The following is a 24,974-nucleotide window of genomic DNA, read 5'->3' on the forward strand; positions in this document are numbered from 1 at the left end:
GGAAAAGGTGTACAAAAATAGGGTGTTGGAATAAGTATCGTGACAGATCCATCGAGAAAACTGGAAATAGACCTTTTTCTTTCAATCGTTGGCAAATCGGCAAATTAATCTTATAATCATACGATGGAACATTTGTTATTATTTGATTGATGGATTAAATGGTGTTTGATCGATTGAATTCGGCTAACCGATTGGAAAACTTTGCCGTCTCGTCATTTTATAAAATGATTTTTGTGCGAAGTTCGAAGTAAAATATGTGGAAATGGAGACGTGAATGATGACAGCAGAACGTTTTTTTACTCATCCTTTAGGAATTATGATTTCAGCAGTACTAGCTACTTTTTTATGGGGAAGCGCCTTCCCATTTATTAAGTTAAGTTATAAACTATTAGACATTCAATCGAATGAAATTGGTGAGCAAATATTATTTGCCGGTTATCGGTTTTTTTTAGCTAGTATGCTTATTTATCTTTTCTTTTATTTAGTGAAGAAAGATATGCGATTTAAGCGGAGAACTTTTCAACCGATTTTAAAGATCGGCTTTTTTCAAACATTTCTTCAATACGTTTTATTTTACGTCGGTTTAAGTTTATCGACCGGCATTCAAGGATCGATTATTGCGGGAACGACATCCTTTTTTCAAATGTTACTCGCCCATTTTATGTATACAGATGACCAGATGAATCGGCGAAAAATAATCGGATTGATTGCCGGTTTTTCAGGGGTCATTGTCGTAAACTTAACAAAGGGAGATTTTCAGCTTGACATCGGTTTTGGGGAAATTTTGTTATTACTTGCTATGTTTTCGGGTGGCCTCGGAAATATTTTGGCGAAAGAGGGAGCAAAAAAAATGGAGATCCCGTACCTTACTTCGTATCAAATGCTTATTGGGTCGCTCGGATTACTGGTGATCGGTATTTTACAAGTTGGATTTTTTCCATTTTCATTTCATCTTACTTCCTTTTTCATACTTTTATATTTAGCGCTTTTATCGGCTGCAGGGTTTATTTTATGGAATAATGTGATGAAATATAATCAAGTCGGTAAAGTATCGATTTATTTATTCCTCGTGCCTGTTTTTGGCGTATTTTTAAGTGCGTTGATTTTAGGAGAAGAGCTACATCTATTCGTACTTCTCGGACTGGTACTAGTTACATCCGGAATATGGATCATCAACCGCAAATAAAGAGATTAAATGATTGCTTTTACCAAAAAGTAAATGTGGATTAAGTATGGAAATAGTAGTTATTGGCGTTTTTTACATATTTAAAATACAAATTCCGTTAAGAGACGGAAACTAAAGGTGTCAGGAAAATATCAGAATCATTCCGACACCTTTTCTATATACCTTCCAATCTTATTTAAGTTTAGATGTTTGTAGAAAAAGAGAACGCACAATGTTAGGAGCCCGTTTACGCAGGTGATTTCATCGATGGGAATGAGTCCAAAGGGATTGTCCATTTCCCTGCGTAGTAAAACTTATAAAAAAACAAATATCCCCTTTTCTTATAGTCGTTACGAGTTGTACAATGAAAGAAACGATTTCAATTCGTTTCGTGGAAACAAACGATTTTTATAAAATGGGGGAGACATATGCGAATAACGTTAAAGACGTATCGGAAAAACGGTCTCCATGTGCGGTTGGCCGCAAAATTTATCACTTTTTTGCAAAACCAAATTTCTGATAAAGATTTAATTAAACATGCATATATTTTATATAATGGGAAAAAAGTTCAAGTGAATAACTTATTGGCTGTCGTTTCTTTAAAAATTCGACCGGGCGAAGAATTTTATTTTGTTGTTGATCGACCGTTAAGCGAACAAATGGTTGCTGATATTCGGAATTTTTTTCTTCAACAGGAAAAGGAAGACGCAGAACAAGTCGAGACAGATCGGATTTTGATGGAGAATTCTTTAACTTTACAGGAAGCCATTTCGAAAATACCAAACGGAATCGTCGTAATCAATCGGGATTTAATCATTACATATGTAAATCGTGCGGCGGCGTTACTTTTTGGACAAGATCCCCAACAGATGATCAATCATCGGGTAGACGGGATTATTCCGAAAGATGAATTGCAAGAATTATTTCAAACGAAAAAGCCGGTCGTTACGAAAAAATTGCAATTGAATCGGTATACAGTTATCGCCACCTATTCACCCATTTTGTTAAATGATCAAGTAATCGGTATTGTCGCTATTTTTCAAGACATCACAAGTATTGAAAAAATTAGTAAGGAATTGAAGGAAGTCAAAGAGTTACAACAACGGCTCGACCTTCTCCTCCATTCGGTTTCCGATCTGATTGGAATGACGGATCAATCGGGAAATTTTATTTACATGAATGAGGTTATGGAATTATTTTTGAAAAAAAATCAAAGGATTCAATCCCTTGCCCATATCATCGGCAGAGAAGATTTTTCAAAATTGAAAAGAAATCCGAAACCGATAATGAAAGTCGTTAAACTCGATGGCCAATCCTTTGTAATTAAAGTGAATCCGATTTATTTTGATAAAGAGTTAACAGGCACGGTTACGACGATGACGCGGCTTGATGATGTGAAAAAGCTACTTGAGAAAATCGAGCTAATGAAACAGCATAATGAATACTTAGAAAAGGAATTGTCGAGGCATGAAAGCTTGCATAAGGCCTTTCATTCGATTATCGGAACGAGCAAGACGTTAACAGATACATTAAATATAGCCCAAAAGGTTGCTTCCACCGATTCGACGGTGCTGATCACCGGTGAAAGTGGAACGGGAAAAGAACTTGTCGCAAGAGCTATTCACGAAGCAGGAAAGCGAAAGAACGAACCGTATATTCGGGTCAATTGTGCGGCAATCCCACCTACATTAATCGAAAGTGAATTGTTTGGCTATGAAAAGGGCGCATTTACCGGTGCGACGAAAACGACAAGGGGAAAATTTGAATTGGCCCAAAAGGGAACGATTTTCCTCGATGAAATAGGCGACCTCCCTATCGAATTACAGGCGAAATTATTACGGGTGTTACAGGAAAAAGAAATCGTACGAATTGGCGGATATGAACCGATTCAATTGGATGTTCGTGTGATTGTGGCTACGAATAAAGATTTGAAAAAATTGGTTGATGCAGGAAAATTCAGGGAGGATCTGTATTATCGTTTACATGTCGTTCCGATTCATTTACCTCCGTTAAGAAACCGTAAAGATGATATTCCATTACTTGTGGAAGCATTTCGTCAAGAATTAAATCAAAAGTTGGGAAAAAATATCAAAGGTTATGAAAAGGGATTTATCGAATATTTAACCCAATATAATTGGCCAGGGAATATACGGGAATTGAAAAATGTAATGGAGCGTCTCATGAGCCTTGCAGAAACGGATTATTTACAATGCAAAGATCTTCCCCATTATATTTTTTCACCAGATCAAGCTCCGTTCAAAGAAGATAATGGGGAGGAACATATTATTTTAAATAAAAAGAAAACATTAAAAGAATACGAAAAAGAAATCTATACCTTTGCTTGTCAAAATTACCCAAGTTTTAATCAAATTGCGAAAGCGTTAGGGGTAACTCATAAAACTGTTGCAAAAAAGGTGAGGGAATACGGATTAGAACCGCTTGTTGGTAAAAAGTATCAGAACACTTGATACTTTTTACCAATACAAATCACCCTATTTTTGAAAACGCATTCATAATGATGCTTCTAAGTTGGCACACTTCTTGCATATTTTTTTAGTGAAAGGAATTTGAATCAAGTTGAAAAGGGGGGTAGAGGAGTTTCAAGGGATACGAGGGATTGTTTTAAAAAAGAATTTGTTGAATCAAACAATAAGAAGGAGATGAATTTGTATGAAAAAATTAATCAATGATCCAAATGCCGTTGTCCAAGAAATGATCGAAGGAATGATTGCTGCACATCCAGACAAATTAAAAACAATTCCAGGTACGACCGTATTAGTAAGAAAGGATGCACCTGTTCAAGGGAAAGTTGGACTCGTAAGTGGTGGGGGTAGCGGTCACGAACCAGCCCATGCCGGGTATGTAGGAAAAGGAATGCTCGATGCCGCTGTTGCAGGAGAAGTGTTCACGTCCCCGACCCCTGACCAAGTTTTTGAAGCGATTAAAGCGGTCGATGGGGGAAAAGGAGTTTTGCTCATCATTAAAAACTACACTGGTGACGTATTAAATTTTGAAATGGCAGCAGAGATGGCTGAAGCAGAAGGAATTAAGGTGGCAAAGGTGATTGTAAACGATGATGTGGCCGTTGAAGACAGCACATATACGACGGGAAGAAGGGGGATTGCAGGAACCATTCTCGTCCATAAAATCGCTGGTGCTATGGCTGACACAGGTGCATCCTTAGAAGAAGTGGAAGCGGTCGCCAAAAAAGTCATTTCAAACGTCCGAACGATGGGAATGGCTTTAACTCCTTGTACTGTACCTGCCGCCGGAAAACCGGGCTTTGAACATGGTGAAAAGGAAATGGAAATCGGGATGGGAATCCACGGTGAACCAGGAATTGAAAAAACAGAAATTCAGCCTGCAAATCAAGTAGCTGAAACATTAGTCAATAAAATATTGGAAGATATGCCGTTAGTGGAAAAAGATCGGGTGGCGATCATGATCAACGGTCTCGGTGGTACGCCGATTATGGAACTTTATATCGTCAATAAAAAGGTTGCCGAAATGATGAAGGAAAAAGGTATTGATGTTCATGAAACCTTTGTTGGAAACTATATGACTTCACTAGAAATGGCTGGGTGTTCGGTCACATTATTGAAATTGGACGATCAATTAGCAGAATTACTCGATGCCCCATCCGATGCTATTGCTTTTAAAAAATCATAAATTCGTATCAAGTTCGGTTTTCCATTGAAGGATTCAATTTAGACATTTAAATACAAGACTTAGGAGAGGTTCACATGAAACTAACCATTGCACGAGCAAAAGAATGGATGCTTACTTTCAATCAACGAATTCAAGAAGAAAAGGATCATTTAACAGAGTTGGATCAAGCGATTGGCGACGGGGACCACGGGCTCAATATGGCTCGAGGGTTTCAAGAAGTGGTGAAAAAAATCGAACCTACGAATTATGACACTCTTGATGCCTTATTTAAAGATGTTGCCATGACGTTAATATCCAAGGTGGGAGGTGCATCCGGCCCCCTTTATGGAACAGCGTTTTTACGGCTTTCTACAGCATTAAAGGCAGAAAGTGAAGCAAATCGAGAAAAATTTGTAGAAGGGTTAAAAGCTGCTTTAGATGGCATCAAAGCGAGGGGAAAGGCCCATCGTGGGGACAAAACGATGGTCGATGTATGGGAGCCGGTTGTGGATTATGTACAAAGCCAATCTACCATTCATCTTTCCCAATTGAACGAATTAGCAAAGGAAAAAATGGAGGAAACAAAGGATTTGGAAGCTAAAATGGGAAGGGCATCCTATTTAGGAAAACGTTCGATCGGAACGATTGACCCGGGTGCAGCTTCTTCCTATCTATTATTTGCTTCCTTAGCTGATTGTTTTCAAAAAGGAGAGATGGATTAATGGATAAAGTCGGCATCGTTTTAGTCTCCCACAGTTACGATATTGTAAAAGGGCTGAAAACATTATTGAATCAAGTCCAACCTGATGTTCAGATCGCCATCGCCGGTGGAGATAACGGTGGCATTGGAACGAGTGCACCTGCCATAATGGAGGCGATTGAATCCGTTTATTCCGAAAAGGGGGTAGTCGTTCTATTCGATTTAGGCAGTGCCCTTTTAAATACAGAAATGGCGTTCGAAATGTTAGGTGAGGATCGACGAATTCAAATCGCAGATGCACCCTTAGTGGAAGGAGCCTATGCGGGTGTAGTGGAAGCAGGTTTCGGAAATTCGATCGAAGAAGTTGTGGAAGCATGTGAAAACGCCCGACATGTGAAAAAAATAAACCGTTAATATCGGTTTATTGAGAATCCCGTGTAAAAAGGGATCTTAACACCTATGTTAATGAAATGGACCTTCGGGAATCCAGCGAATGGGGTGAACGAGCGTTATTATTAAAAAAGTGGGGGATGGGAAGATAAAAATGATGTTGATTTATCATTTATTCACATTGGACAAAGTGGGTGTCTAAAGATGAAACAAATCGTCATACCTGCGATATCGACTTACAAACGTTTTGAAAAGTTTTTAGCAAGCGACTTTGAATTAGGGGTTTTTCTCGAAGTCCATATTTCACAACTGAAAAATATTACAAGGCTGGCAGAACGTTATCGGAAAAAATTAATTTTTCATGTGGATTTAATTGAAGGATTAAAAAATGATGAGCGTGGGACAGAATTTCTTTGTCAAGAATACAAACCGTACGGTCTCATTTCTACAAAAGCTAGTGTGATTCAAAAGGCAAAACAAAAAGGGGTTCTTTCCATTCAACGGGTATTTTTATTAGATTCTCAAGCCCTAGAGCAAAGCTATAAATTAATCGAATTCTCCAAACCCGATTATATTGAAGTGCTTCCAGGTGTCATGCCATGGATGATTGAAGAAATTAAAGAACAGACGAAAACCCCGATTCTTGCAGGGGGATTGATCCGAAAGTCGAGGGAAGTCAAACAGGCGATATCTGCAGGTGCAACCGCCGTTACGACATCCAATACAAAACTTTGGGATATTTTCGAAAAGGAAAAAAATTTGTTTAAAACAGGTTGACAGGGCTTTCATAAATTGCTATATTAAACTCAAGTTAATAATCGTGAGGAGATACGGAGACACATGGATAGCCCGAGATTTGTTCTCATGGGTTAATCTATGTGTCTTCTTTTCTTTTAAAAAAATCCTCATCATTATTAGCCAAAAAAAGGTAAAATATAGGAAAGGGGAATGGATATGTCAGCATTTTTGGGAGAAATTATTGGAACGGCAGTGTTGATCATGTTCGGTGGTGGTGTAGTCGCGGGTGTGTCACTGTACAAAACAAAATCGAACGGTGGAGGTTGGGTCGTCGTTACATTGGCTTGGGGACTCGCTGTTACGATGGGAGTTTACGCGTCAGGACAATATAGCGGTGGCCATATTAATCCAGCAGTTACGTTCGCCTTTGCAATGACCGGTGATTTTCCTTGGAGTGAAGTACCAATGTATATTTTAGGTCAAATGATTGGCGCAATTATTGGGGCCACAATCGTATTTTTGCATTATTTACCCCATTTCAAAGCGACGAAGGATCAAGCGACAAAACTCGGTGTTTTTTCCACTGCTCCAGCAATTAAACATACACCTTCGAATCTTTTATCAGAATTAATTGGAACTTTTATCTTAATTTTCGGATTGATGTTTATCGGTACAAATGAATTTTCGGATGGATTGAATCCAATTGTCGTTGGGTTATTGATTGTTGTAATCGGTATGGCTTTTGGTGGAACGACTGGATATGCGATTAACCCGGCACGGGATTTAGGTCCGCGTATTGCCCACTTTATTTTACCGATTCCTGGAAAAGGTAGTTCGGATTGGGGATATTCTTGGATTCCAGTTATTGGCCCCCTATTAGGTGGTGCTTTAGGTGGGTTAACATATAAAGCACTATTTTTAGGAGAAGTTACTGTATCTTTATGGATTACGTTAGCATTAACATTAATCGTGATTTTCTTCTCCTATTCGACGATCACTCAAGTTGCTGAGGAAAAGGATTCCATTACTATGTAATCGCTTACCTAGCATGATCCGGATTTTATAAAAAATTTACGTTTTCCTTTTCGTTTACACATACACGAAGGGTGAAGAAAAAAATTTAGGAGGGAGAAACGGATGGAAAAATATATTTTATCCATCGATCAAGGTACGACGAGTACACGGGCGATATTATTTAATAAAAAAGGGGAAATTGTTCACATCGCACAAAAGGAATTTACACAAATCTTTCCGAATCCAGGATGGGTTGAACATAATGCCAATGAAATTTGGGCATCTGTCCTTGCTGTAATGGCATCTGTTTTAGCAGAATCCGATACGAAGCCAGAACAAATTGCCGGAATTGGTATTACGAATCAGCGGGAAACGTCAGTCGTATGGGATAAGGAAACGGGAACGCCGATCTATAATGCAATCGTTTGGCAATCGAGACAAACGGTGGATATTTGCGATGATTTGAAGGCGAAAGGGTACAATGATTTATTCCGTGAAAAAACCGGACTATTAATCGATGCGTATTTTTCCGGAACGAAGGTAAAATGGATTTTGGATAATGTGGAAGGTGCTCGGGAAAAAGCAGAACAAGGAAAATTATTGTTTGGAACAATCGATTCGTGGATTATTTGGAAATTGTCCGGTGGTCGTGCCCATGTTACCGACTACTCGAACGCATCCCGTACGTTAATGTATAATATTTACGAACTAAAATGGGATGAAGAGTTGTTGGAAATTTTAAATATCCCGAAATCGATGTTGCCTAAAGTTAGACCGTCTTCAGAAATTTATGCTCATACGGTTCCTTATCACTTCTTCGGTCAAGAAGTTCCCATTGCAGGTGTCGCAGGGGACCAACAAGCCGCTCTCTTCGGTCAAGCTTGCTATCAAGAAGGGATGGCGAAAAATACGTACGGTACAGGTTGCTTTATGTTAATGAATACGGGAGAAAAGGCCGTTCAATCCGACCACGGCTTGTTAACGACGATCGCTTGGGGATTGAATGGAAAAGTAGAATATGCTTTGGAAGGTAGTATTTTTGTCGCTGGTTCTGCGATCCAATGGTTGCGGGACGGCCTAAGGATGTTTAAAGAAGCGAAGGATTCGGAAGAGTATGCGAAACGGATTTCTTCAACGGATGGTGTGTACATGGTTCCCGCCTTCGTTGGACTAGGAACGCCCTATTGGGATAGTGATGTACGCGGCGCAGTATTCGGCTTAACTCGCGGAACGAAGAAAGAACATTTTATTCGAGCCACATTAGAATCCATCGCTTATCAAACAAAGGACGTTTTAACTGCGATGGAAAAAGATTCCGGAATCGATTTAAAGACGTTACGGGTCGATGGCGGTGCCGTTGCGAATAATTTCTTAATGCAATTCCAAAGTGATATTTTAAATGTCCCGGTTGAACGTCCGATTATAAGTGAAACTACCGCTTTAGGTGCTGCATATTTGGCAGGTCTTGCGGTCGGTTATTGGGACAGTCAAGAAGAAATCGCAGAGAAATGGGCGATTGATCAAACCTTTGAGCCGAAGATGGATGAAGCTGAGCGGGAAAAATTGTATGAAGGATGGAAAAAAGCCGTTCACGCAACGATGGCCTTTAAATAAGTTGTATCTTGAAAAAATAGGCTAGCGTTAAATTGAATGAAAAAGTTAATAGATGATTAGAGAGATGGGAGAAATCAAATGCACTTGATCGATTGAATACAATGGATGCGTTGATTTCTCCTTTTTTAATTTTTTTAAAAGTATCACTTTTTCAATCATTCACATAATAAAAGAGAAACGATGATTTTCTGACAAACTTGGAATATTGATTACTTTTGAATATAAAAATGAAGAAATGGGGAATGGCTTATGGAAAAAAAGTTTTCCTACTTTTCTAGAGAAAATACGATTGAAGAGATGAAAGTAAACCATTATGATTTAGCGGTGATCGGAGGAGGAATTACGGGAGCTGGAATCGCGTTGGATGCAGTCTTGCGAGGGATGAAAGTTGCTTTAGTTGAAATGCAAGATTTTGCTTCAGGAACATCGAGCCGTTCGACGAAGCTCGTACACGGGGGCCTGCGTTATTTAAAACAAATGCAAGTTGGTCTTGTCTCAGAAGTTGGAAAAGAGCGGGCGATCGTATATGAAAATGGTCCCCACGTTACGACACCGGAATGGATGCTTTTACCGATTTATAACGATGGTACCTTTGGTAAAATGTCTACTTCCTTAGGATTACGTGTCTATGATTATTTAGCTAGGGTAAAACGTTCGGAACGGAGAAAAATGTTAACTAGGGAAGAGGTCATTGAAAAAGAACCGCTGTTGAAAAAAGATGGACTGCTCGGTGGAGGTTATTATGTTGAATATCGGACAGATGATGCAAGATTAACGATTGAAGTATTGAAAAAAGCCTTTGAAAAAGGTGCAGATCTCATCAATTATGTAAAAGTAGAGGAACTTACGTACGAAAACAATCAAGTTCAAGGTATCCTATGTAAAGATCGTTTAACAAACGACACGTTTCATATTCAGGCGAAGATCGTCGTCAATGCAGCCGGTCCATGGGTTGATTCCATTCGGGAATTGGATCAGTCGAAAAAAAACAAACGGCTTCAGTTGACAAAAGGTGTGCATATCGTTTTTGATCAATCCAAGTTCCCCCTCAAACAGGCCGTATACTTCGATACCCCAGACGGACGGATGATTTTTGCCATTCCTAGGGATGGAAAAACATATGTTGGTACGACGGATACATTTTATGAAGGCGATCCGGCATTAACACGAGTAGAGTTAGCGGACAAACAGTATTTAATCCGTGCAATACAATTTATGTTCCCTCATTTGGCAATCGGTCTGGAAGATATTGAATCGAGCTGGGCGGGGGTCAGACCTTTGATATATGAAGAAGGAAAGGATCCTTCTGAAATATCGAGGAAGGATGAAATTTGGGAATCGGAAAGTGGTTTGATATCGATCGCAGGTGGAAAGTTGACCGGATATAGAAAGATGGCGGAAAATGTCGTAAATCTCGTTGCGAAAAAACATGAACAGCTAGGTACGACATTCGGCCCTTGTATAACGAAACAAACGCCGATTTCCGGGGGAGATATCGGTGGATCAAATCATTTCTCTTCCTTTATTTCTGAAATGGGAAAAGAAGGTCAAAATTACGGGTTTTCGAAGGAGGAAGGGGAATATTTAGGAAAAATTTACGGATCCAATGCCCCCGTTGTTTTTCAATATGGAATGCTTTATCAATCGGAAGAAACGGATCTTAGCCCCGTTGTATATGCTCGACTGATGTATGCGATGGAACATGAAATGATTGTCCATCCGTCGGACTTTTTTATTCGACGGACAGGAGCTTTATACTTTCAAATCGATTGGGTGCGAAAATGGAAAGATCAAGTTATACAGTTCATGGCTAAACAGTTTCATTGGACCGATGAACAAACGGAACGATATAAAAAGGAATTCGAAGAGGAATTAACCTATGCCGTTCGGGCTATTGATGAGAACTAGGAAAATAAGCACCGTTTCCGAAACTTCTTTCATTTCGGGACGGTGTTTTTGGTGGTCGGGATTAATTTTTGAAATGCTTTTCGTTCAACAATAGAATGGAAGGGGATCGAAAATTTACGAAAAGTTTTGAATGAATTATAATAAAAATATGTTATATTTAGTAAATTTTAACAAACACGCTTTTTTAAATAGAAGGAAGGGTTCATCATGAAGGAAGTACTTTTTGGAATCGTAGTGATCGGTATTTTATCCGGCTTCCTTTTATTTCGCCGTAAGACGATTCCTAATCGAAAAGATGATGAAGGATTTGAAACGATTTCAGTTATTATTCCCGCCCGAAATGAAGAAAAAAATCTTCCCTTTTTACTACAATCGTTACAAAATCAGACGATAAAGCCCCTTGAGATTATCGTCGTTGATGACCATTCGGAAGATCGTACGAAAGAGATTGCACGGGAATTTAATGTCACATGTATTTCTGTCACCGATCCCCCTAAGGGCTGGACGGGAAAAACATGGGCCGTTTGGAACGGATATTTGCACTCAAATGGCGAAATTCTCGCTTTTTTCGATGCAGATATCCGATTGGAACCGGATGCTTTACGTGTGTTAATCTCAGCCCGTAAACATTTCGGAAGTGTCCTAAGTGTTATACCGTATCATACGACAGAAAAGTTTTATGAAAAATTGGCGATGATAGTAAATCTTTTAAGCGTTTTCACATTTACATCACCATTTGAAACAAACAGTACAAGGAAAGGACTTTACGGATCTTGTATTATTACGACTAGAAAGGATTATGAGAAAATCGGTGGTCATAAAAGTATTCAATCGGAAATTTTAGATGATTTATCCTTAGGAGCAAAGTTTCAGCAAGCAAACATCCCGGTTACAAATTTTATTGGCAAACCCTTTGTGTCCTTTCGAATGTATCCAAACGGGTTGAAAAGTGAGATCGAAGGTTTTGCCAAATCAGCGGCTATCGGTGCTACAATGTTTACGAAAAAAACATTGTTTTTTATCATTCTTTGGTTAATTGGCTTATTCACATCGGAATTATTTTTATTGTTTTATCAAACAACTTATTTTTATCCATTATTAATTGGTTATTTATTATATATGATTCAAATATATCTTTTTAACCGTTATATTGGTCAGTTTGGTATCATTCAACCGCTCATCCATTCCTTATCAGCGTTATTTTTCCTAATCGTCATCTTTTATTCTTTTTACCAATCCAAATTTCGTAAATCTGTGTTATGGAAAGGCCGGTATGTTTCCGTGGGGAGGGGAGGAATGAGATGATTTTCCTTTTAACACTTATTAGTTTTTTCAGTGGATCGTTAATGTTTTCCTATTGGCTCGGCCTGTTGAAAAAGAAAAATATTAAATCGGTCGGTGATGGTAACCCGGGTGCAGCCAACCTTTGGAAAGCTGCAGGATATAAATTTGGGATTTTCGGAGTCCTCCTTGATTTTTTAAAAGGGTATATTCCTATAAAACTCATACTAAAAAATGAACTTGTATCAGATGTTCAATGGCTTCCAATTGCACTTGCTCCATTATTGGGCCATGCCTTTTCACCCTTTTTAAAATTTCACGGTGGAAAGGCATTGGCGGTATCCTTTGGAATGTGGAGTGCTTTAACATCTTTCCACGTTTCCTTTGCATATGCGGTCATTTTGGCCATCATGTTTTCCACTCTTCATGTCATCAAAAAAGGGAAACCGATATCGAGTGAAGAGGATGGCTTCCAGGCAACTTTAGGTATGTTTTTATTGTCCTTTTATTTGCATTATCGGGATTTTCCAATGTATATTTTGGCGATTTGGTTAGGCAATTTTTTACTCTTTTTATATAAAAATCGAACTGGGAATATGCAAGTAATTAAAAATTGGGTTAATAAACGTAACCGGGAGCTTCATGTATAAAGGAGGCTAACCTATTCCAAATTCGTTAAATAGGCACTGAGCATCCAATGTTGTTTTTCAAAAAATTCGATGGAATTACCGGTTAAACCACCAGTATAGGCACTGTCGACTTTTTCATTAATGGCTCGTAGTTGACGGATTAACGTTTGCAAGTCCTTGATGACAATGTTTGCCACTGTCGGCCCATTATAATCCATCGTCGAGGGAAGTTCGGTGATGGTCGCTAGTCGCAAAGCTTCTGAAAGGGATCCAACTGGGTAAAAACCAATCATTTTAATCCGTTCGGCAATCCGATCAATTTCATCACCAACATAATGGTATAATTCGTCTGTTTTTTCATGAATCGCAAAAAAGCTCATCCCAACTACGTTCCAGTGAAGATTATGAAGTTTAATGAACATCACTTGTAAATTAGCTAAATACCGATTCAACTCACGTGCAGCTTGTTCGGCTTCAACCGGGTTTAACCCGAGATTTTCCGGATTCACTTTATAATTCAACGTACTCACTCCTTCTTTGATCATCAATATCTACTGGGCTTCATCATTAACGTATGATGAAAATAAAAAAACGTCCGCCCAAAAAAGGTGGCGGAGGAAGGAAAAACATGAATTTGTTCCTTTCGTTTATTGTTGATTTTCTGATGCCGGTTGATCTGGAAATAGAAGGCTAAAGACAATCCCGAAAAAGGCTGCGATAAAGAAGGTTGAAAATCGAGACGTAATGATGTCGTCAAGGGGCGTGTTAATCCAAAGAAGGGTGAAGAAAAAGCCAGATATGATCGTGGCTATCACTCCTGCACTTGAATATCGTTTCCAAAAAAAGGTCATTAAAATGGCAGGGGATAAAGTACATCCGACACCGGCCCAAGCCCAACTGACGATTAAATAAATCAATGATTCGGACGTAAGGGCGATGAGCATTCCAACGAGTCCTGAGAGAATAACGGTCAACCGTGATACCGTAAGCAATTGTTTATCGGTTAATTTGATTTTCAATGTTTTATGAATAATATCTTCACTGATCGAACTTGTAACGACCATTAATTGGGAGTTGGCTGTTGTAATAATAGCAGCCATAATTCCAGCTAACAAAATTCCAGCGATCCAAGAAGGAAATAAATCGATAATCATCGTCGGTAAAATCGTTTCCACATCGGAAAACGTATCTTGTTTATACAACGCAATCGCTGCCAAACCGATGAGGAAGGCACCGGTATAAGCGAGAATCGTCCAAATAATTCCAATGGCGATTCCTTGTTTTGCTTCCTGTTCGTTTTTCAGTGCCATAAAGCGGGAACTGAGTTGAGGTTGGCCACCTAAATATCCAAAAAACCAGGAAAAATGATTAAAAAACAGAACACCAAGGGCAAAACCTGTCGTTCCCCCAAACCATAGAGGGAACGTTTCTCCCGCTTCCACAAGGGATGTAGAAAGGGATACGTCCGATTGAAAAATGTGAATAAAGGCAATGATTGGCAAGACAAGTAACGTAACAAGCATCATCACACTTTGAATCATATCTGTCCAAACAACGGAAATAAATCCACCAAAAAATGCGATTGCTATAACGATGAGCGTAGTCAAGATGATTCCGGTTGTCACGCTCATGTTAAAAGAGGTAAAAAACAACTTTCCTGCCCCGGCAAACTGGGCACCGACATAAAACATAAAAAAACTAGCAATCAAAATCGTAGCAACCCACCGAATTAGATCTGCTTTTTGCCCAAATCTTGTCGCCAAATAGTCGGGAAGTGTCAATACCCCGTAGCGATCTGCTTCCTTCATAAATTTTTTCGCTAAAAAAAGCCAAGCAAATATAATACCGATTGAAACGCCGATCGCTACCCAGATTCCTGCCAAACCGGTTGAAAATACGAATCCAGTAAAACCAAGGAGAAGCCATGACGACTCACCTGTCGCCCGCTCAGAAAAGGCAAGAGCCCATCCAGGTAGTTTTTTCCCTCCGAGAATAAAATCTGCGTGGGTCAACTTTTGACGACTCGTCATATAACTGATCCCAATGATTACAATAAAATACAAAATAAATACGGTTAGAATCGTCGAATTCATTCCAATCCCCCTTTATACGTCGGATAGTAAGCGTTTACAAAAGACTTGACCGCCTTTTTTACATATGTATGTCGTCCAGTGAAAAAAATGAGCCCTTTTCTTTTCAAAGGAAAAGGACTAGTTAAAACAATTTCATAAAAAAAGCCCGGGTAAACCGGACAAATATTTGATCATCAATGTTTCTTAAAATTATATTAAGTCGAGAAAATTTTTAGCTTGTTGTGGAAGATATCGATCTTTAAGCCAAATAACACATGCTTTCGAAACAATCGTCTCATCGGTAATCGGTAAAACCGTTACGTTGCCACTAAATGGTTTTAAAAATGTCGATTCTGGAACGATACTAACCCCTAACCCTTCACTTACGAGCCCCAAGAGCATATCCACATCTGGACATTCACAAATAATTTTCGGTTGATACCCTCGTTTATGAAACGCTTCTAAAATGACTTCAAATTGACCGATTCCTTGAATGCGATGGAGAAGCATAAGGGGAAGCTGGGCCAATTCTTCCAATGAAATATGCTCTTTTTCCCTCCAATGCTGCCACGAACGAGGTAAGACGGCTACATACCGTTCATCAGGTAAAGGGATGGATGAAAAAGATTCCAATTGAAGGGGAAGGCGGACGAAGGCGATGTCGATCTCCTTCTTTTTTAACTGCTCGGATAACATATAGGTATCTCCTTCACGTAATTCAAAGGTTACATTCGGATACATTTTTTGAAATTTCTTCAATCGCTCAGGCAAATAGGAGAAACAAGTTTTTGCACAACCGATGGAAAGCTTCCCTTTTACCCCTTTTTTCGTATCTTGCACTTCCAAAATCGTATCCTCTAATTGTTCGAAGATCGATTGTAGACGAGTATACAAAACATTTCCCGCTTTTGTTAATTCCATTTTTCGACCGTTACGTTCAAATAAAACGACATCCAATTCTTCCTCGAGTAATTTTAAACTTTGGCTAAGGGGAGGTTGGGCCATATGTAACACTTTGGCCGCCTTTGTAATTTGCCCTTCCTTTGCAATTGTATAGAAATACCGTAACTGTTTTAAATCCATACAAAACCCTCCAAATGAACAATAGAGGTATATATAAAGTGTAGCGAAAAACAAAAATATTTTCAAATTTATAATCATTTTAAAAATTATATAAATAAAACTATATAAGTTAAATATAGATCTTGAATGAAATTAATATTATTTATGAATTCGGAAAAATGGTACAATTCGTATACAGGCATAAATTTGTCTGAGCATCGTAAGAAGGAATTGAAAGGAGGAAGAAGCGTTGCCGGCGAAAACGGGGGATCAATATATTGAACGGTTAAAGAAAGCAAATAACAATGTGTACGTAAATGGCAAACGGGTAGATGATGTAACGGAACATCCGGCTTTTAAAAATGTTGTCCGTTCAATGGCAAAATTGTATGATCGACAATTTGAAAAGGAAGAAAAGATGTTGTATCCTTCACCGACGACGGGAGAAAAGGTTGGGAAAACCTTTATGGTGCCAACGTCGATTGATGAACTGATCGAACGTAGGGAAGCGATTATGGAATGGCAAAGTATTACCCACGGATTCATGGGACGGTCACCGGATTATTTAAACGCAGATGTGATGATGATGGGACCAGCTGCATCCTTTTTTTCGGAAGGTGATCCGAAGTTTGCGGAAAATGCACGGAATTATGCCGAGTATGCACGGGAAAATGACCTTAGTTTAACCCATACGTTAATTCATCCGCAAGTCAATCGGGCAAAGGCAGTATCGGAACAGCGGGATCGGAACGTGGCTTTACATTTGGTGAAAAAAACGGAAGAAGGGATCGTTGTAGACGGTATTCGGCTATTGGCAACTCAAGGAGCGATTACCGATGAATTGCTCGTCTTTCCTTCTACCGTAAAAAAATCTGGAGAAAAGGATGATCCGTACGCCCTTGCATTTGCTATTCCGAATAATACTCCGGGTTTGAAATTTTTATGTCGGGAACCGTTTTACATGGGTGAACATTCCTACGATTATCCATTAAGTTCCCAATTTGAAGAAGGGGATGCGATCGTATCCTTCGAAAATGTACTCGTGCCATGGGATCGGGTATTTATTTTAGAAAATTCATCCCTTTGCAATCGATATTTTCGAGAAACGAATGCCGTTGTTCATATGGCGCACCAGGTTGTCGCAAAGGATATTGCTAAGACTGAATTTCTTTTAGGTGTCGTTTTATTGTTGATGGAGTCGATTGGAATCGAAGGTTTCCAACACGTACAAGATAAGGGAACGGAAATCAAGCTCGTTTTGGAAACGATGAAATCCCATTTATATCGGGCGGAACATCATGCCCAATTGGATCGATGGGGGGTTATGACACCGGATTACGAAGCCCTCGATGCTGCTCGAAATTGGTATCCGAGGATGTATCCCCGTTTGGCAGAAATCGTCCGTATATTAGGTGCTTCCGGATTAATGGGACTTCCGACATATAATGATTTTACAAATGAGGAAATCGGTCCGCTCCTTCATCGGGCGATGCAAGGGAAACAGATCGACGGTTTTGAACGGGTTCAATTATTCCGTCTTGCTTGGGATATGACGATGAGTGCGTTTGGAAGTAGGCAAACCCATTATGAATATTATTTCTTTGGAGATCCCGTTCGAATGGGGATGGCGTATTTCGAAAACTTTGATAAAGAACCATATAAACAAAGAGTAAAAGAATACCTTCAACAGTTAAATTCGTCCAAACCTTATTATATTCGTACGTAGTTTATCAAATACGTTTTTGGACAGTTTTGAAAGCGATTTCTAATTTCTGAGTATGATTTACAATTCATTTTCATTATTTATATAAAATTGGTCCGCGATCGTTCGGATCATTTGAACAAATATTAAGGGGGTATCGAAGGGAATGGATGAAAAACAGTTTCGTCAAGCGATGGGTAAATTTGCGACAGGGGTAACGGTGATTACTACTTCAGATGGGAAAGATATTCACGGCATGACAGCAAATGCGTTTATGTCTGTGTCACTAGATCCAAAGCTCGTTGTCATATCCGTAAACAATCGAGCTCAAATGTATGAAAAAATTCAACAAACGAAAACGTATGCGGTTAGCATTTTAAACGAAACACAATCGGATATATCGATGCATTTTGCGAAACAAAAACAATTGGATCGTTCCGTCGAATTTGAACAATTAAATGGATTGCCCGTTATAAAAGATGCTTTGGCCTTTATTACTTGTGACTTGGAAGAAGCATTTAAGGCAGGTGATCACACGTTATTTCTCGGCCGTGTAACAGGGATAAAAATAAATGAGAAAAAGAAAAAACCGTTAACGTATTTTGAAGGAAATTATGGAACCATTTTATCCTTCGATTAGGGATCAATCGGAAAGGAGGTTAAGTCTAGGTGAATATTATCCGAGCAGCCCGAGCGGTATTACATGTGACGGATTTGGAAAAATCAAAAGCATTTTATGAAGCGCTCGGTTTTGTCGAAACGTACGCGGATGATCATGCGGTCTATTATCGAGGATTAGAAGAACATGTGCACCATAGTCTCGTTTTAAAGAAAAAGAGGCGACCGGCGGTAGAATGTATTAGTTTTAAAGTGATGTCTGAAGAGGATTTGGATCATCTGGCTGATTTATACGAAAGGGCGGGATTTTCCGTCATTTGGATTGAAAAAGGAAAAGAAATGGGAATGGGAAGAACATTGAGGGTGCAAGACTTATCGGGACTGCCAATCGAATTTTTCGCCGAAATGGAAAGTAAAGAGCGTTTGTTACAACGGTATGACTTATATAAAGGTGCAAAGGTACAACGGATCGACCATTTCAATTGTCAAGTGACGGATGTAAAACAAGTCGCCCATTTCTTCCAGGAAACCCTCGGCTTTAAATGTTCAGAATATACGGTCGATGATTCGGAAAACTTGTGGGCCATATGGTTACATCGAAAACCGAACGTGCACGATATCGCAATTATGAACGGAAAAGGTCCACGTCTACATCATATCGGATTTTGGGTAAAGGACGCGATGAATATCATCGATGCTTGCGATATTTTAGCTGCACTAGGATATGGGGATCAAATCGAACGGGGTCCGGGTCGCCACGGTCTATCCAATGCCTTTTTCCTTTATTTACGGGACCCGGATGGGCATCGAATCGAATTGTATAACGGGGATTATTTGACGAGTGACCCGGATTTTAAACCGATCCGATGGCATTTGAATGATTCGATGCGTCAAACATTTTGGGGACATGCTGCACCTGATAGCTGGTTTGAGGAGGCTTCTGAAGTTTTAGATGTAAAAACCGGTAAAAAAATTCCTCTCCAAGAACCGAAGCTACAACAGAAAAAACCAGAATTTATGATTTAACCATTCGATTTTTCTTTTCACGTCCGAAAAATGGAGGTAGAGAAATGATGGAAAAGCAAAAGGTTGAAAATCATCGGTCGTCGTTAAAAAACTCGTTAAACGATGTGAAATTGTATATCGACGGATCGTTTGTTGAAGCCGATTCAAAAGATACTTTTTTAAATATTGACCCGTTTACAAGCGAGCCGTTGAATACCGTTGCAAAAGGGGATGAAAGGGATATAGACAAAGCTGTAACGGCGGCGAAAAAAGCTTTCCAAATATGGGGAAAAGAAAAACAAAAGGAACGCTTGAAATACGTGTATAAAATTGGTGAATTAATCGAAGCCCGAGTGGAAGAGATCGCCTTGATGGAAAGTTTAGACACGGGTCTTCCGATTAAACAGACGAAAAAGCAAGTCGAGCGGGCTGCACAAAATTTTCGGTTTTATGCAGATATGGTTAAAACCCATTTATACGGTGAGGCATACCAAGTCGATGATGAATTTATCAACTATACCGTCCGAAAACCGGTCGGTGTGGCAGGATTGATTACACCTTGGAACGCTCCGTTTATGCTAGAAACGTGGAAGATCGCCCCAGCGTTGGCTACGGGGAATACGGTCGTGTTAAAACCCGCGGAATGGTCTCCCCTTACGGCTAATCTTTTAGCCGAAATCATCGATGAAGCGGGTCTTCCAAAGGGAGTGTTTAATGTCGTACATGGCTATGGGGAAACAGCTGGAGCCGCCCTCGTCCGCCACCCGGACGTCCAAATCATTTCCTTTACCGGTGAAACGACAACCGGATCGGAAATTATGAAAAATGGAGCGGATACGTTAAAACGATTTTCAATGGAGCTTGGTGGAAAATCGCCGATTATCGTTTTTGAAGATGCGGATCTTGATCGGGCGTTGGATGCGGCCGTCTGGGGTGTATTTTCCTTCAATGGGGAACGTTGTACAGCCAATTCCCGATTATACGTTCATGAACGTATCGCCGACTTATTTTTAACGAAATTAAAGGAACGGGTCAAAAACATCGTTGTTGGTGATCCGTTAGATGATCGTACGGAAGTGGGACCGCTTATTACGAAGGAACATTACGATCGGGTGATGAACTATATCCAATTGGCGGAAGATGAAGGGTGCGAACTTTTTTGGGGGGATGTTCCAGAACCGTTTAGCGATCGAAATTTCGTACCACCGACTCTTTTGCTTCAGGCAAAAAATGAGATGCGGGTCGTTCAAGAGGAAATTTTTGGTCCAGTGATGGCCGTGTTAACCTTCCAAACAGAGGAAGAAGTAGTCGAAATGGCAAATGATGTGAAATACGGTTTAGCCGCCTACGTATGGACAAACAACATAAAGCGGGGGCATAAAATTGCACAAATGATGGAATCAGGAATGGTTTGGTTAAATTCCCAAAATGTACGAGATTTACGAATCCCCTTCGGAGGATCCAAATATAGTGGAATTGGTCGAGAAGGTGGCCATTATGCCTTTGATTTTTATACGGAAACCCAAATCATTCACGTTGCAGTTGGTAACCACCGTATTCCTCAATTTGGAAAAAATAGTGGGGGGTAAGGATAAATTGAAAGGAAAATATGTAGAGGCGAAAGAACGATTACGGGGATCGATTGCCCCATTGGTTACGCCTTTTAAACGGAATTATGAGATCGATTTAGACAAACAGAGGGAATTAATAGAATTTCAAATTACTAATGGCACCCATGGGATTTCTGTTACAGGTACTTCCGGAGAACCGAGTTCATTGACGGTAGACGAACGAATCACCGTTATGGAAAACGCGGTAAAAACGATCGATGGTCGGGTTCCTTTTGTTCCCGGTACCGGGTCGGTGAATCAGGCCGAAACATTACATTTAACGAAGGTGGCACAGGAAATGGGGGCCGATGCAGCGATGGTGATCGTCCCATATTATAATAAGCCGAATCAACAGGCACTTTACAATCATTTTAAAACGGTAGCTGATTCTGTCGATCTTCCAATTATCGTCTATAACATTCCCGGGCGGACAGGGGTGAATTTAGAAGTTAACACATTAGCTAGATTAGTAGAAGATTGTCCAAATATTATCGGTGTGAAAGAATCAAACAAAGATTTTGAGCATGTCAATCGAGTCCTCCTGTATTGTGGTCGGGACTTCTTATTGTACTCCGGTATTGAACTACTTTGCTATCCGATGTTGGCGATCGGTGGTGCAGGTTCCATCTCTGCTACGGCTAACGTCGAACCGAAAAAAGTAGCTGAGATGCATAATGCGTGGGAGTCAGGAAATCTAGAAAAGGCGCAAAACCTTCATTTCGAATTAATGAAACTGAACGATGTATTGTTTAAAGACACGAATCCTGCTCCAGTAAAGGCTGCCCTCGGTATGATGGGGAAAATTGAACCGGTGCTAAGACCGCCGATGGGACTTCCTTCAAAAGAAGTGTTAAAGGAAATCCATCAAACATTAATTGAATATGGGAAGGACGTTCAAAACACATTTGACATGTAATTCAGGAAGGGGAATCGTTCGTGAAACGAATTTGGTTCAAGCGTAAAGGGATGGATCGAATGGAATCGGCTCTCCTCGATTGGAAAAGGGGGATAATTAGGACCGTTCAGGGGCCGATTCCAATTCAATCCGTCTCCTTCGATGTTCCAATAACAGGTACCGTTTACAATATTCTTTTCAATTATAAAGGGGTTTATGAATCCTTTGAACCATCCATGTACAAACCACCGTATATTCATCCACCGAAAAGCCCAGTTTTGTATATGAAGCCTGGGAATACACTCATTGCTCATAAAAGTTCGATACCGGTTCCAAGACATTATTCTTCAGTGATGGTCGGTCCTTCCCTTGGCTTTGTAATCGGAAAACGGGCGAAGAGAGTAAAAAAAGAGGAAGCTCGCTCGTACATCCAAGGATTGATTATTGCCAACGATGTACAAATTCCCCATAAGAACTTTTACCGCCCTGCGATAAAGGAAATTGCTCGAGACGGCTTTTGTCCAATTGGTCCGTGGATTGTTGATATAGGAGCATTCGATCGATTGGACCGATTACAAATTCGAGTATTGATCAATGGTGATTTGAAGTTGGAAAATCATACTGGAAATATGGTCCAAACATTCGATGTTCTCCTTGAGAGGATAACAGATTTTATGACATTGGAAGAAGGAGATGTATTATTAACCGGTATTCCAGAAAATGCACCGTTAGCAAAACGGAAGGACGTGGTTACAGTGGAAATCGAAGGAATCGGTCGATTGGAAAATGAACTCATGGATGAATCCCTTTGGAAAGGAGAAAAGGGATGAAGCAAGGAAGGGTGTTATATGAGGGAATCATTCGAACGGTTTTTGAAAAGGAAGGAAAAATTTTTACAGATACCGGTACGATGGTTAAGGAAAATGACGTTCATTGGTTACCCCCATTTGAAGCAAACACGATTTTTGCCCTTGGATTAAATTATGCAGACCATGCAAAAGAATTATCTTTCAAACCTCCTTCCGAACCACTTGTTTTTTTGAAAGGAAAAAATACGCTCATCGGGCATTTACAGGAAACGATCCGTCCAAAAGATGTAACTTTTATGCATTATGAATGTGAACTTGCCGTTGTCATCGGTCGAAGGGGGGAGGGGATCGCCGAAAAAGACGCTTATGAATATGTGAAAGGATATACGATAGCCAATGATTATGCATTTCGGGACTATTTGGAAAATTATTATCGACCTAATTTCCGTGTGAAAAATAGAGATGGGTCAACACCAATCGGTCCTTGGCTCGTTGACCATGGAGATATCCCCGATCCGATGCAACTTACACTACGTACCTTTATTAACGGTAACTTAGTGCAAGAAGGAAGTACGTCGAATATGATTTTCTCGATTCCCCAAATCATTACCTATTTAAGTGAATTTCTTACATTACAGCCGGGGGATGTGATTTTGACCGGTACGCCTAAAGGGGCCGTTGATACGAAGGTAGGGGATGAGGTCGTGACGGAAATTGAAGGAATTGGAAGGCTCGTCAATCGAGTTGTAGCAGAAAATCGGTAGCAATAAAGCATTCCCTCGTAATGGTTTCATACATGTATATAGCGTATCATCGAATGATTGAGGGCAGGATCTAAATCGGAAAGGAGGACCGATATGCCTCATTTTATTTTGGAGTATACAGATAACATTAAGGAAGAAGCGAATATTCCAACCCTATTAAAAAAAGTGAATACGACTTTACTCACCTTTTCTAATATTGTTCCAATTGGTGGACTTCGATCGCGGGCGATTGAATTGAAAGATTATGTTATTGCTGATGGAACGGAAGATGATGCCTTTATTCATGCCACCTTAAAAATCGGTAAAGGAAGAACGGAGAAAGAGAGAAAACAAATAGCAGATGCAGTGTTTGCGGTGATGAAAAAGCATTTACAAGACGTATATGAAAGACGGTCGTTAGCTGTTTCAATGGAAGTATACGAGTTCATTTATCCGACCTATAAATGGAACAATATTCATTCCCGCTATCAAGATCAAAATTAATCGATTGAAAAATAAGGATAAAATCTTCCAAAATAAACATCGAAAGGGGTTATGTTCCGTTGCCTAAAATTTCCTTTTTTATGGTACGATAAATAAAAGAAGGGAATGAGAAAAGGGAGTTGTTTCAATGGAAGTACATATTCAGAAAAACCGTTTACGATTGATAAGCGGGGATATAACGAAAGTAAAAACCGATTGTATCGTTAATGCGGCGAATGGAACATTGTACGGAGGGGGAGGAGTGGACGGGGCGATTCACCGAGCTGCAGGTCCGAAGCTTTTAGATGAATGCAAAGTAATCCGTAAAGAACAATTAAAAGGAGAATATTTACCGACTGGTGAAGCGGTTATGACAAAGGGATACGAGTTACCGGCAAAATTCGTTATTCATACCGTAGGACCGATTTGGGACGGGAAGGATGTGGATGAAAAAGGGAAATTGCTCGCTCATTGTTATCGGAATTCCCTTTTGTTAGCAAAAGAAAAAGGATTACATAGCATCGCCTTCCCATCCATTTCCACAGGGGCGTATCGGTTTCCCATTGAAATGGCAGCCGAAATCGCCTTAAAGGAAATCATCCAATTTTTGCAAGAGGAAACATTCGGGGATGTGTACATGGTGTTATTTTCCGAAAAGGATTACAACATATATAAACAGACGTTGGAAAGACTGATGGAAAATGTTTGAATGAAAAGAATCGGTTGATGAGGGAAGGTGCGGGCGACTCCTTAGGGTACAACACGAGCCGAAGCCCTGCGAAGGGTGCTAGTCGAAAAGGCTAGGCGTGCCCGCAGAAAGCGTCGCCACAGAAATGAAAGGCATGAGGAAAGGGGCTGTATTTTTTGAACGGCCCCTTTCATGTGTAT

The 24,974-nt window shown here is 39.9% G+C and carries 23 protein-coding genes; 20 read left to right on the forward strand and 3 right to left on the reverse strand.

The genetic code is table 11. The features are described from left to right. Window positions 1-277 precede the first annotated feature (277 nt). From OE105_RS04655 to OE105_RS04705, 11 genes are all read left to right on the forward strand, one after another. On the forward strand, window positions 278-1,186 hold the full coding sequence (locus OE105_RS04655) for a DMT family transporter (protein WP_275421571.1): 909 nt from the start codon (window positions 278-280) through the stop codon (window positions 1,184-1,186). A 407-nt stretch (window positions 1,187-1,593) separates the two neighbouring features. Then, a complete protein-coding gene (locus OE105_RS04660; RefSeq protein WP_275421572.1) occupies window positions 1,594-3,633 on the forward strand; it encodes a sigma 54-interacting transcriptional regulator in 2,040 nt (679 codons plus the stop codon). Between the two features lie 202 nt (window positions 3,634-3,835). Continuing rightward, window positions 3,836-4,834 carry a dihydroxyacetone kinase subunit DhaK gene (gene dhaK, locus OE105_RS04665; protein ID WP_275421573.1) on the forward strand — a complete coding sequence of 333 codons (999 nt, stop codon included), beginning with the start codon at window positions 3,836-3,838 and terminating at the stop codon, window positions 4,832-4,834. Window positions 4,835-4,908: 74 nt separating this feature from the next. Then, window positions 4,909-5,535, forward strand: a complete 627-nt coding sequence (gene dhaL, locus OE105_RS04670; protein WP_275421574.1) for a dihydroxyacetone kinase subunit DhaL — start codon at window positions 4,909-4,911, stop codon at window positions 5,533-5,535. Next, on the forward strand, window positions 5,535-5,927 hold the full coding sequence (gene dhaM / locus OE105_RS04675; RefSeq protein ID WP_275421575.1) for a dihydroxyacetone kinase phosphoryl donor subunit DhaM: 393 nt from the start codon (window positions 5,535-5,537) through the stop codon (window positions 5,925-5,927). The genes dhaL and dhaM overlap by 1 nt, the downstream gene beginning before the upstream one ends. A 180-nt stretch (window positions 5,928-6,107) precedes the next feature. Further along, complete coding sequence (locus OE105_RS04680; protein WP_275421576.1) at window positions 6,108-6,680, forward strand: glycerol-3-phosphate responsive antiterminator; 573 nt, start codon at window positions 6,108-6,110, stop codon at window positions 6,678-6,680. 177 nt (window positions 6,681-6,857) lie between these two features. Beyond that, window positions 6,858-7,676 carry an MIP/aquaporin family protein gene (locus OE105_RS04685; RefSeq protein ID WP_275421577.1) on the forward strand — a complete coding sequence of 273 codons (819 nt, stop codon included), beginning with the start codon at window positions 6,858-6,860 and terminating at the stop codon, window positions 7,674-7,676. Between the two features lie 102 nt (window positions 7,677-7,778). Then, window positions 7,779-9,269: a glycerol kinase GlpK gene (gene glpK / locus OE105_RS04690; protein WP_275421578.1), complete on the forward strand. Its 1,491-nt coding sequence runs from the start codon at window positions 7,779-7,781 to the stop codon at window positions 9,267-9,269. Window positions 9,270-9,518: 249 nt separating this feature from the next. Beyond that, complete coding sequence (locus OE105_RS04695) at window positions 9,519-11,177, forward strand: glycerol-3-phosphate dehydrogenase/oxidase (protein WP_275421579.1); 1,659 nt, start codon at window positions 9,519-9,521, stop codon at window positions 11,175-11,177. A gap of 207 nt (window positions 11,178-11,384) precedes the next feature. Beyond that, entirely contained in the window at window positions 11,385-12,482 is a 1,098-nt protein-coding gene (locus OE105_RS04700) for a glycosyltransferase family 2 protein (protein WP_275421580.1), read from the forward strand. Further along, window positions 12,479-13,108 (forward strand): glycerol-3-phosphate acyltransferase, encoded by a 630-nt coding sequence (locus tag OE105_RS04705; RefSeq protein WP_275421581.1) that lies wholly within the window; start codon window positions 12,479-12,481, stop codon window positions 13,106-13,108. The genes OE105_RS04700 and OE105_RS04705 overlap by 4 nt, the downstream gene beginning before the upstream one ends. An 11-nt stretch (window positions 13,109-13,119) precedes the next feature. Here the strand turns inward: OE105_RS04705 and OE105_RS04710 are convergent, their stop codons facing one another. The 3 genes from OE105_RS04710 to OE105_RS04720 form a co-directional block, all read right to left on the reverse strand. Next, entirely contained in the window at window positions 13,120-13,608 is a 489-nt protein-coding gene (locus OE105_RS04710) for a Dps family protein (RefSeq protein WP_275421582.1), read from the reverse strand. A 126-nt stretch (window positions 13,609-13,734) separates the two neighbouring features. After that, window positions 13,735-15,180 carry a sodium/proline symporter gene (locus OE105_RS04715; RefSeq protein WP_275421583.1) on the reverse strand — a complete coding sequence of 482 codons (1,446 nt, stop codon included), beginning with the start codon at window positions 15,178-15,180 and terminating at the stop codon, window positions 13,735-13,737. 189 nt (window positions 15,181-15,369) lie between these two features. After that, complete coding sequence (locus tag OE105_RS04720; protein ID WP_275421584.1) at window positions 15,370-16,242, reverse strand: LysR family transcriptional regulator; 873 nt, start codon at window positions 16,240-16,242, stop codon at window positions 15,370-15,372. A gap of 229 nt (window positions 16,243-16,471) precedes the next feature. Between OE105_RS04720 and hpaB the strand changes: the two genes are divergently transcribed. The 9 genes from hpaB (at window position 16,472) to OE105_RS04765 (ending at window position 24,795) form a co-directional block, all read left to right on the forward strand. Beyond that, complete coding sequence (gene hpaB, locus OE105_RS04725) at window positions 16,472-17,947, forward strand: 4-hydroxyphenylacetate 3-monooxygenase, oxygenase component (protein WP_275421585.1); 1,476 nt, start codon at window positions 16,472-16,474, stop codon at window positions 17,945-17,947. Between the two features lie 142 nt (window positions 17,948-18,089). Next, window positions 18,090-18,563 (forward strand): flavin reductase family protein, encoded by a 474-nt coding sequence (locus OE105_RS04730; protein WP_275421586.1) that lies wholly within the window; start codon window positions 18,090-18,092, stop codon window positions 18,561-18,563. Window positions 18,564-18,592: 29 nt separating this feature from the next. Further along, complete coding sequence (gene hpaD, locus OE105_RS04735; RefSeq protein ID WP_275421587.1) at window positions 18,593-19,567, forward strand: 3,4-dihydroxyphenylacetate 2,3-dioxygenase; 975 nt, start codon at window positions 18,593-18,595, stop codon at window positions 19,565-19,567. 44 nt (window positions 19,568-19,611) lie between these two features. Then, window positions 19,612-21,135: a 5-carboxymethyl-2-hydroxymuconate semialdehyde dehydrogenase gene (gene hpaE, locus OE105_RS04740; RefSeq protein WP_275421588.1), complete on the forward strand. Its 1,524-nt coding sequence runs from the start codon at window positions 19,612-19,614 to the stop codon at window positions 21,133-21,135. Between the two features lie 7 nt (window positions 21,136-21,142). Next, window positions 21,143-22,072, forward strand: a complete 930-nt coding sequence (gene hpaI / locus OE105_RS04745) for a 2,4-dihydroxyhept-2-ene-1,7-dioic acid aldolase (RefSeq protein WP_275421590.1) — start codon at window positions 21,143-21,145, stop codon at window positions 22,070-22,072. 20 nt (window positions 22,073-22,092) lie between these two features. After that, the gene (locus OE105_RS04750; protein ID WP_275421591.1) at window positions 22,093-22,881 is read left to right on the forward strand and encodes a fumarylacetoacetate hydrolase family protein; all 789 of its coding nucleotides are present in this window, start codon (window positions 22,093-22,095) and stop codon (window positions 22,879-22,881) included. After that, window positions 22,878-23,624, forward strand: a complete 747-nt coding sequence (locus OE105_RS04755) for a fumarylacetoacetate hydrolase family protein (RefSeq protein WP_275421592.1) — start codon at window positions 22,878-22,880, stop codon at window positions 23,622-23,624. The genes OE105_RS04750 and OE105_RS04755 overlap by 4 nt, the downstream gene beginning before the upstream one ends. A 93-nt stretch (window positions 23,625-23,717) precedes the next feature. Further along, window positions 23,718-24,107, forward strand: coding sequence for a 5-carboxymethyl-2-hydroxymuconate Delta-isomerase (locus OE105_RS04760; RefSeq protein ID WP_275421593.1), 390 nt, complete (start codon window positions 23,718-23,720; stop codon window positions 24,105-24,107). Window positions 24,108-24,234: 127 nt separating this feature from the next. Further along, complete coding sequence (locus OE105_RS04765) at window positions 24,235-24,795, forward strand: O-acetyl-ADP-ribose deacetylase (protein ID WP_275421594.1); 561 nt, start codon at window positions 24,235-24,237, stop codon at window positions 24,793-24,795. Window positions 24,796-24,974: the final 179 nt, after the last annotated feature.

The organism is Fervidibacillus halotolerans (assembly GCF_026547205.1).
Taxonomy (GTDB): Bacteria; Bacillota; Bacilli; order Bacillales; family Caldibacillaceae; genus Fervidibacillus; species Fervidibacillus halotolerans.

Bases quoted from the DNA above. Each gene is read 5' to 3' on its own strand.
- OE105_RS04655 (WP_275421571.1), top strand. From the start codon at position 278: ATGACAGCAGAACGTTTTTTTACTCATCCTTTAGGAATTATGATTTCA.
- OE105_RS04660 (WP_275421572.1), top strand. From the start codon at position 1,594: ATGCGAATAACGTTAAAGACGTATCGGAAAAACGGTCTCCATGTGCGG.
- dhaK (WP_275421573.1), top strand. From the start codon at position 3,836: ATGAAAAAATTAATCAATGATCCAAATGCCGTTGTCCAAGAAATGATC.
- dhaL (WP_275421574.1), top strand. From the start codon at position 4,909: ATGAAACTAACCATTGCACGAGCAAAAGAATGGATGCTTACTTTCAAT.
- dhaM (WP_275421575.1), top strand. From the start codon at position 5,535: ATGGATAAAGTCGGCATCGTTTTAGTCTCCCACAGTTACGATATTGTA.
- OE105_RS04680 (WP_275421576.1), top strand. From the start codon at position 6,108: ATGAAACAAATCGTCATACCTGCGATATCGACTTACAAACGTTTTGAA.
- OE105_RS04685 (WP_275421577.1), top strand. From the start codon at position 6,858: ATGTCAGCATTTTTGGGAGAAATTATTGGAACGGCAGTGTTGATCATG.
- glpK (WP_275421578.1), top strand. From the start codon at position 7,779: ATGGAAAAATATATTTTATCCATCGATCAAGGTACGACGAGTACACGG.
- OE105_RS04695 (WP_275421579.1), top strand. From the start codon at position 9,519: ATGGAAAAAAAGTTTTCCTACTTTTCTAGAGAAAATACGATTGAAGAG.
- OE105_RS04700 (WP_275421580.1), top strand. From the start codon at position 11,385: ATGAAGGAAGTACTTTTTGGAATCGTAGTGATCGGTATTTTATCCGGC.
- OE105_RS04705 (WP_275421581.1), top strand. From the start codon at position 12,479: ATGATTTTCCTTTTAACACTTATTAGTTTTTTCAGTGGATCGTTAATG.
- OE105_RS04715 (WP_275421583.1), bottom strand. From the start codon at position 15,180: ATGAATTCGACGATTCTAACCGTATTTATTTTGTATTTTATTGTAATC.
- OE105_RS04720 (WP_275421584.1), bottom strand. From the start codon at position 16,242: ATGGATTTAAAACAGTTACGGTATTTCTATACAATTGCAAAGGAAGGG.
- OE105_RS04730 (WP_275421586.1), top strand. From the start codon at position 18,090: ATGGATGAAAAACAGTTTCGTCAAGCGATGGGTAAATTTGCGACAGGG.
- hpaE (WP_275421588.1), top strand. From the start codon at position 19,612: ATGATGGAAAAGCAAAAGGTTGAAAATCATCGGTCGTCGTTAAAAAAC.
- OE105_RS04755 (WP_275421592.1), top strand. From the start codon at position 22,878: ATGAAGCAAGGAAGGGTGTTATATGAGGGAATCATTCGAACGGTTTTT.
- OE105_RS04760 (WP_275421593.1), top strand. From the start codon at position 23,718: ATGCCTCATTTTATTTTGGAGTATACAGATAACATTAAGGAAGAAGCG.
- OE105_RS04765 (WP_275421594.1), top strand. From the start codon at position 24,235: ATGGAAGTACATATTCAGAAAAACCGTTTACGATTGATAAGCGGGGAT.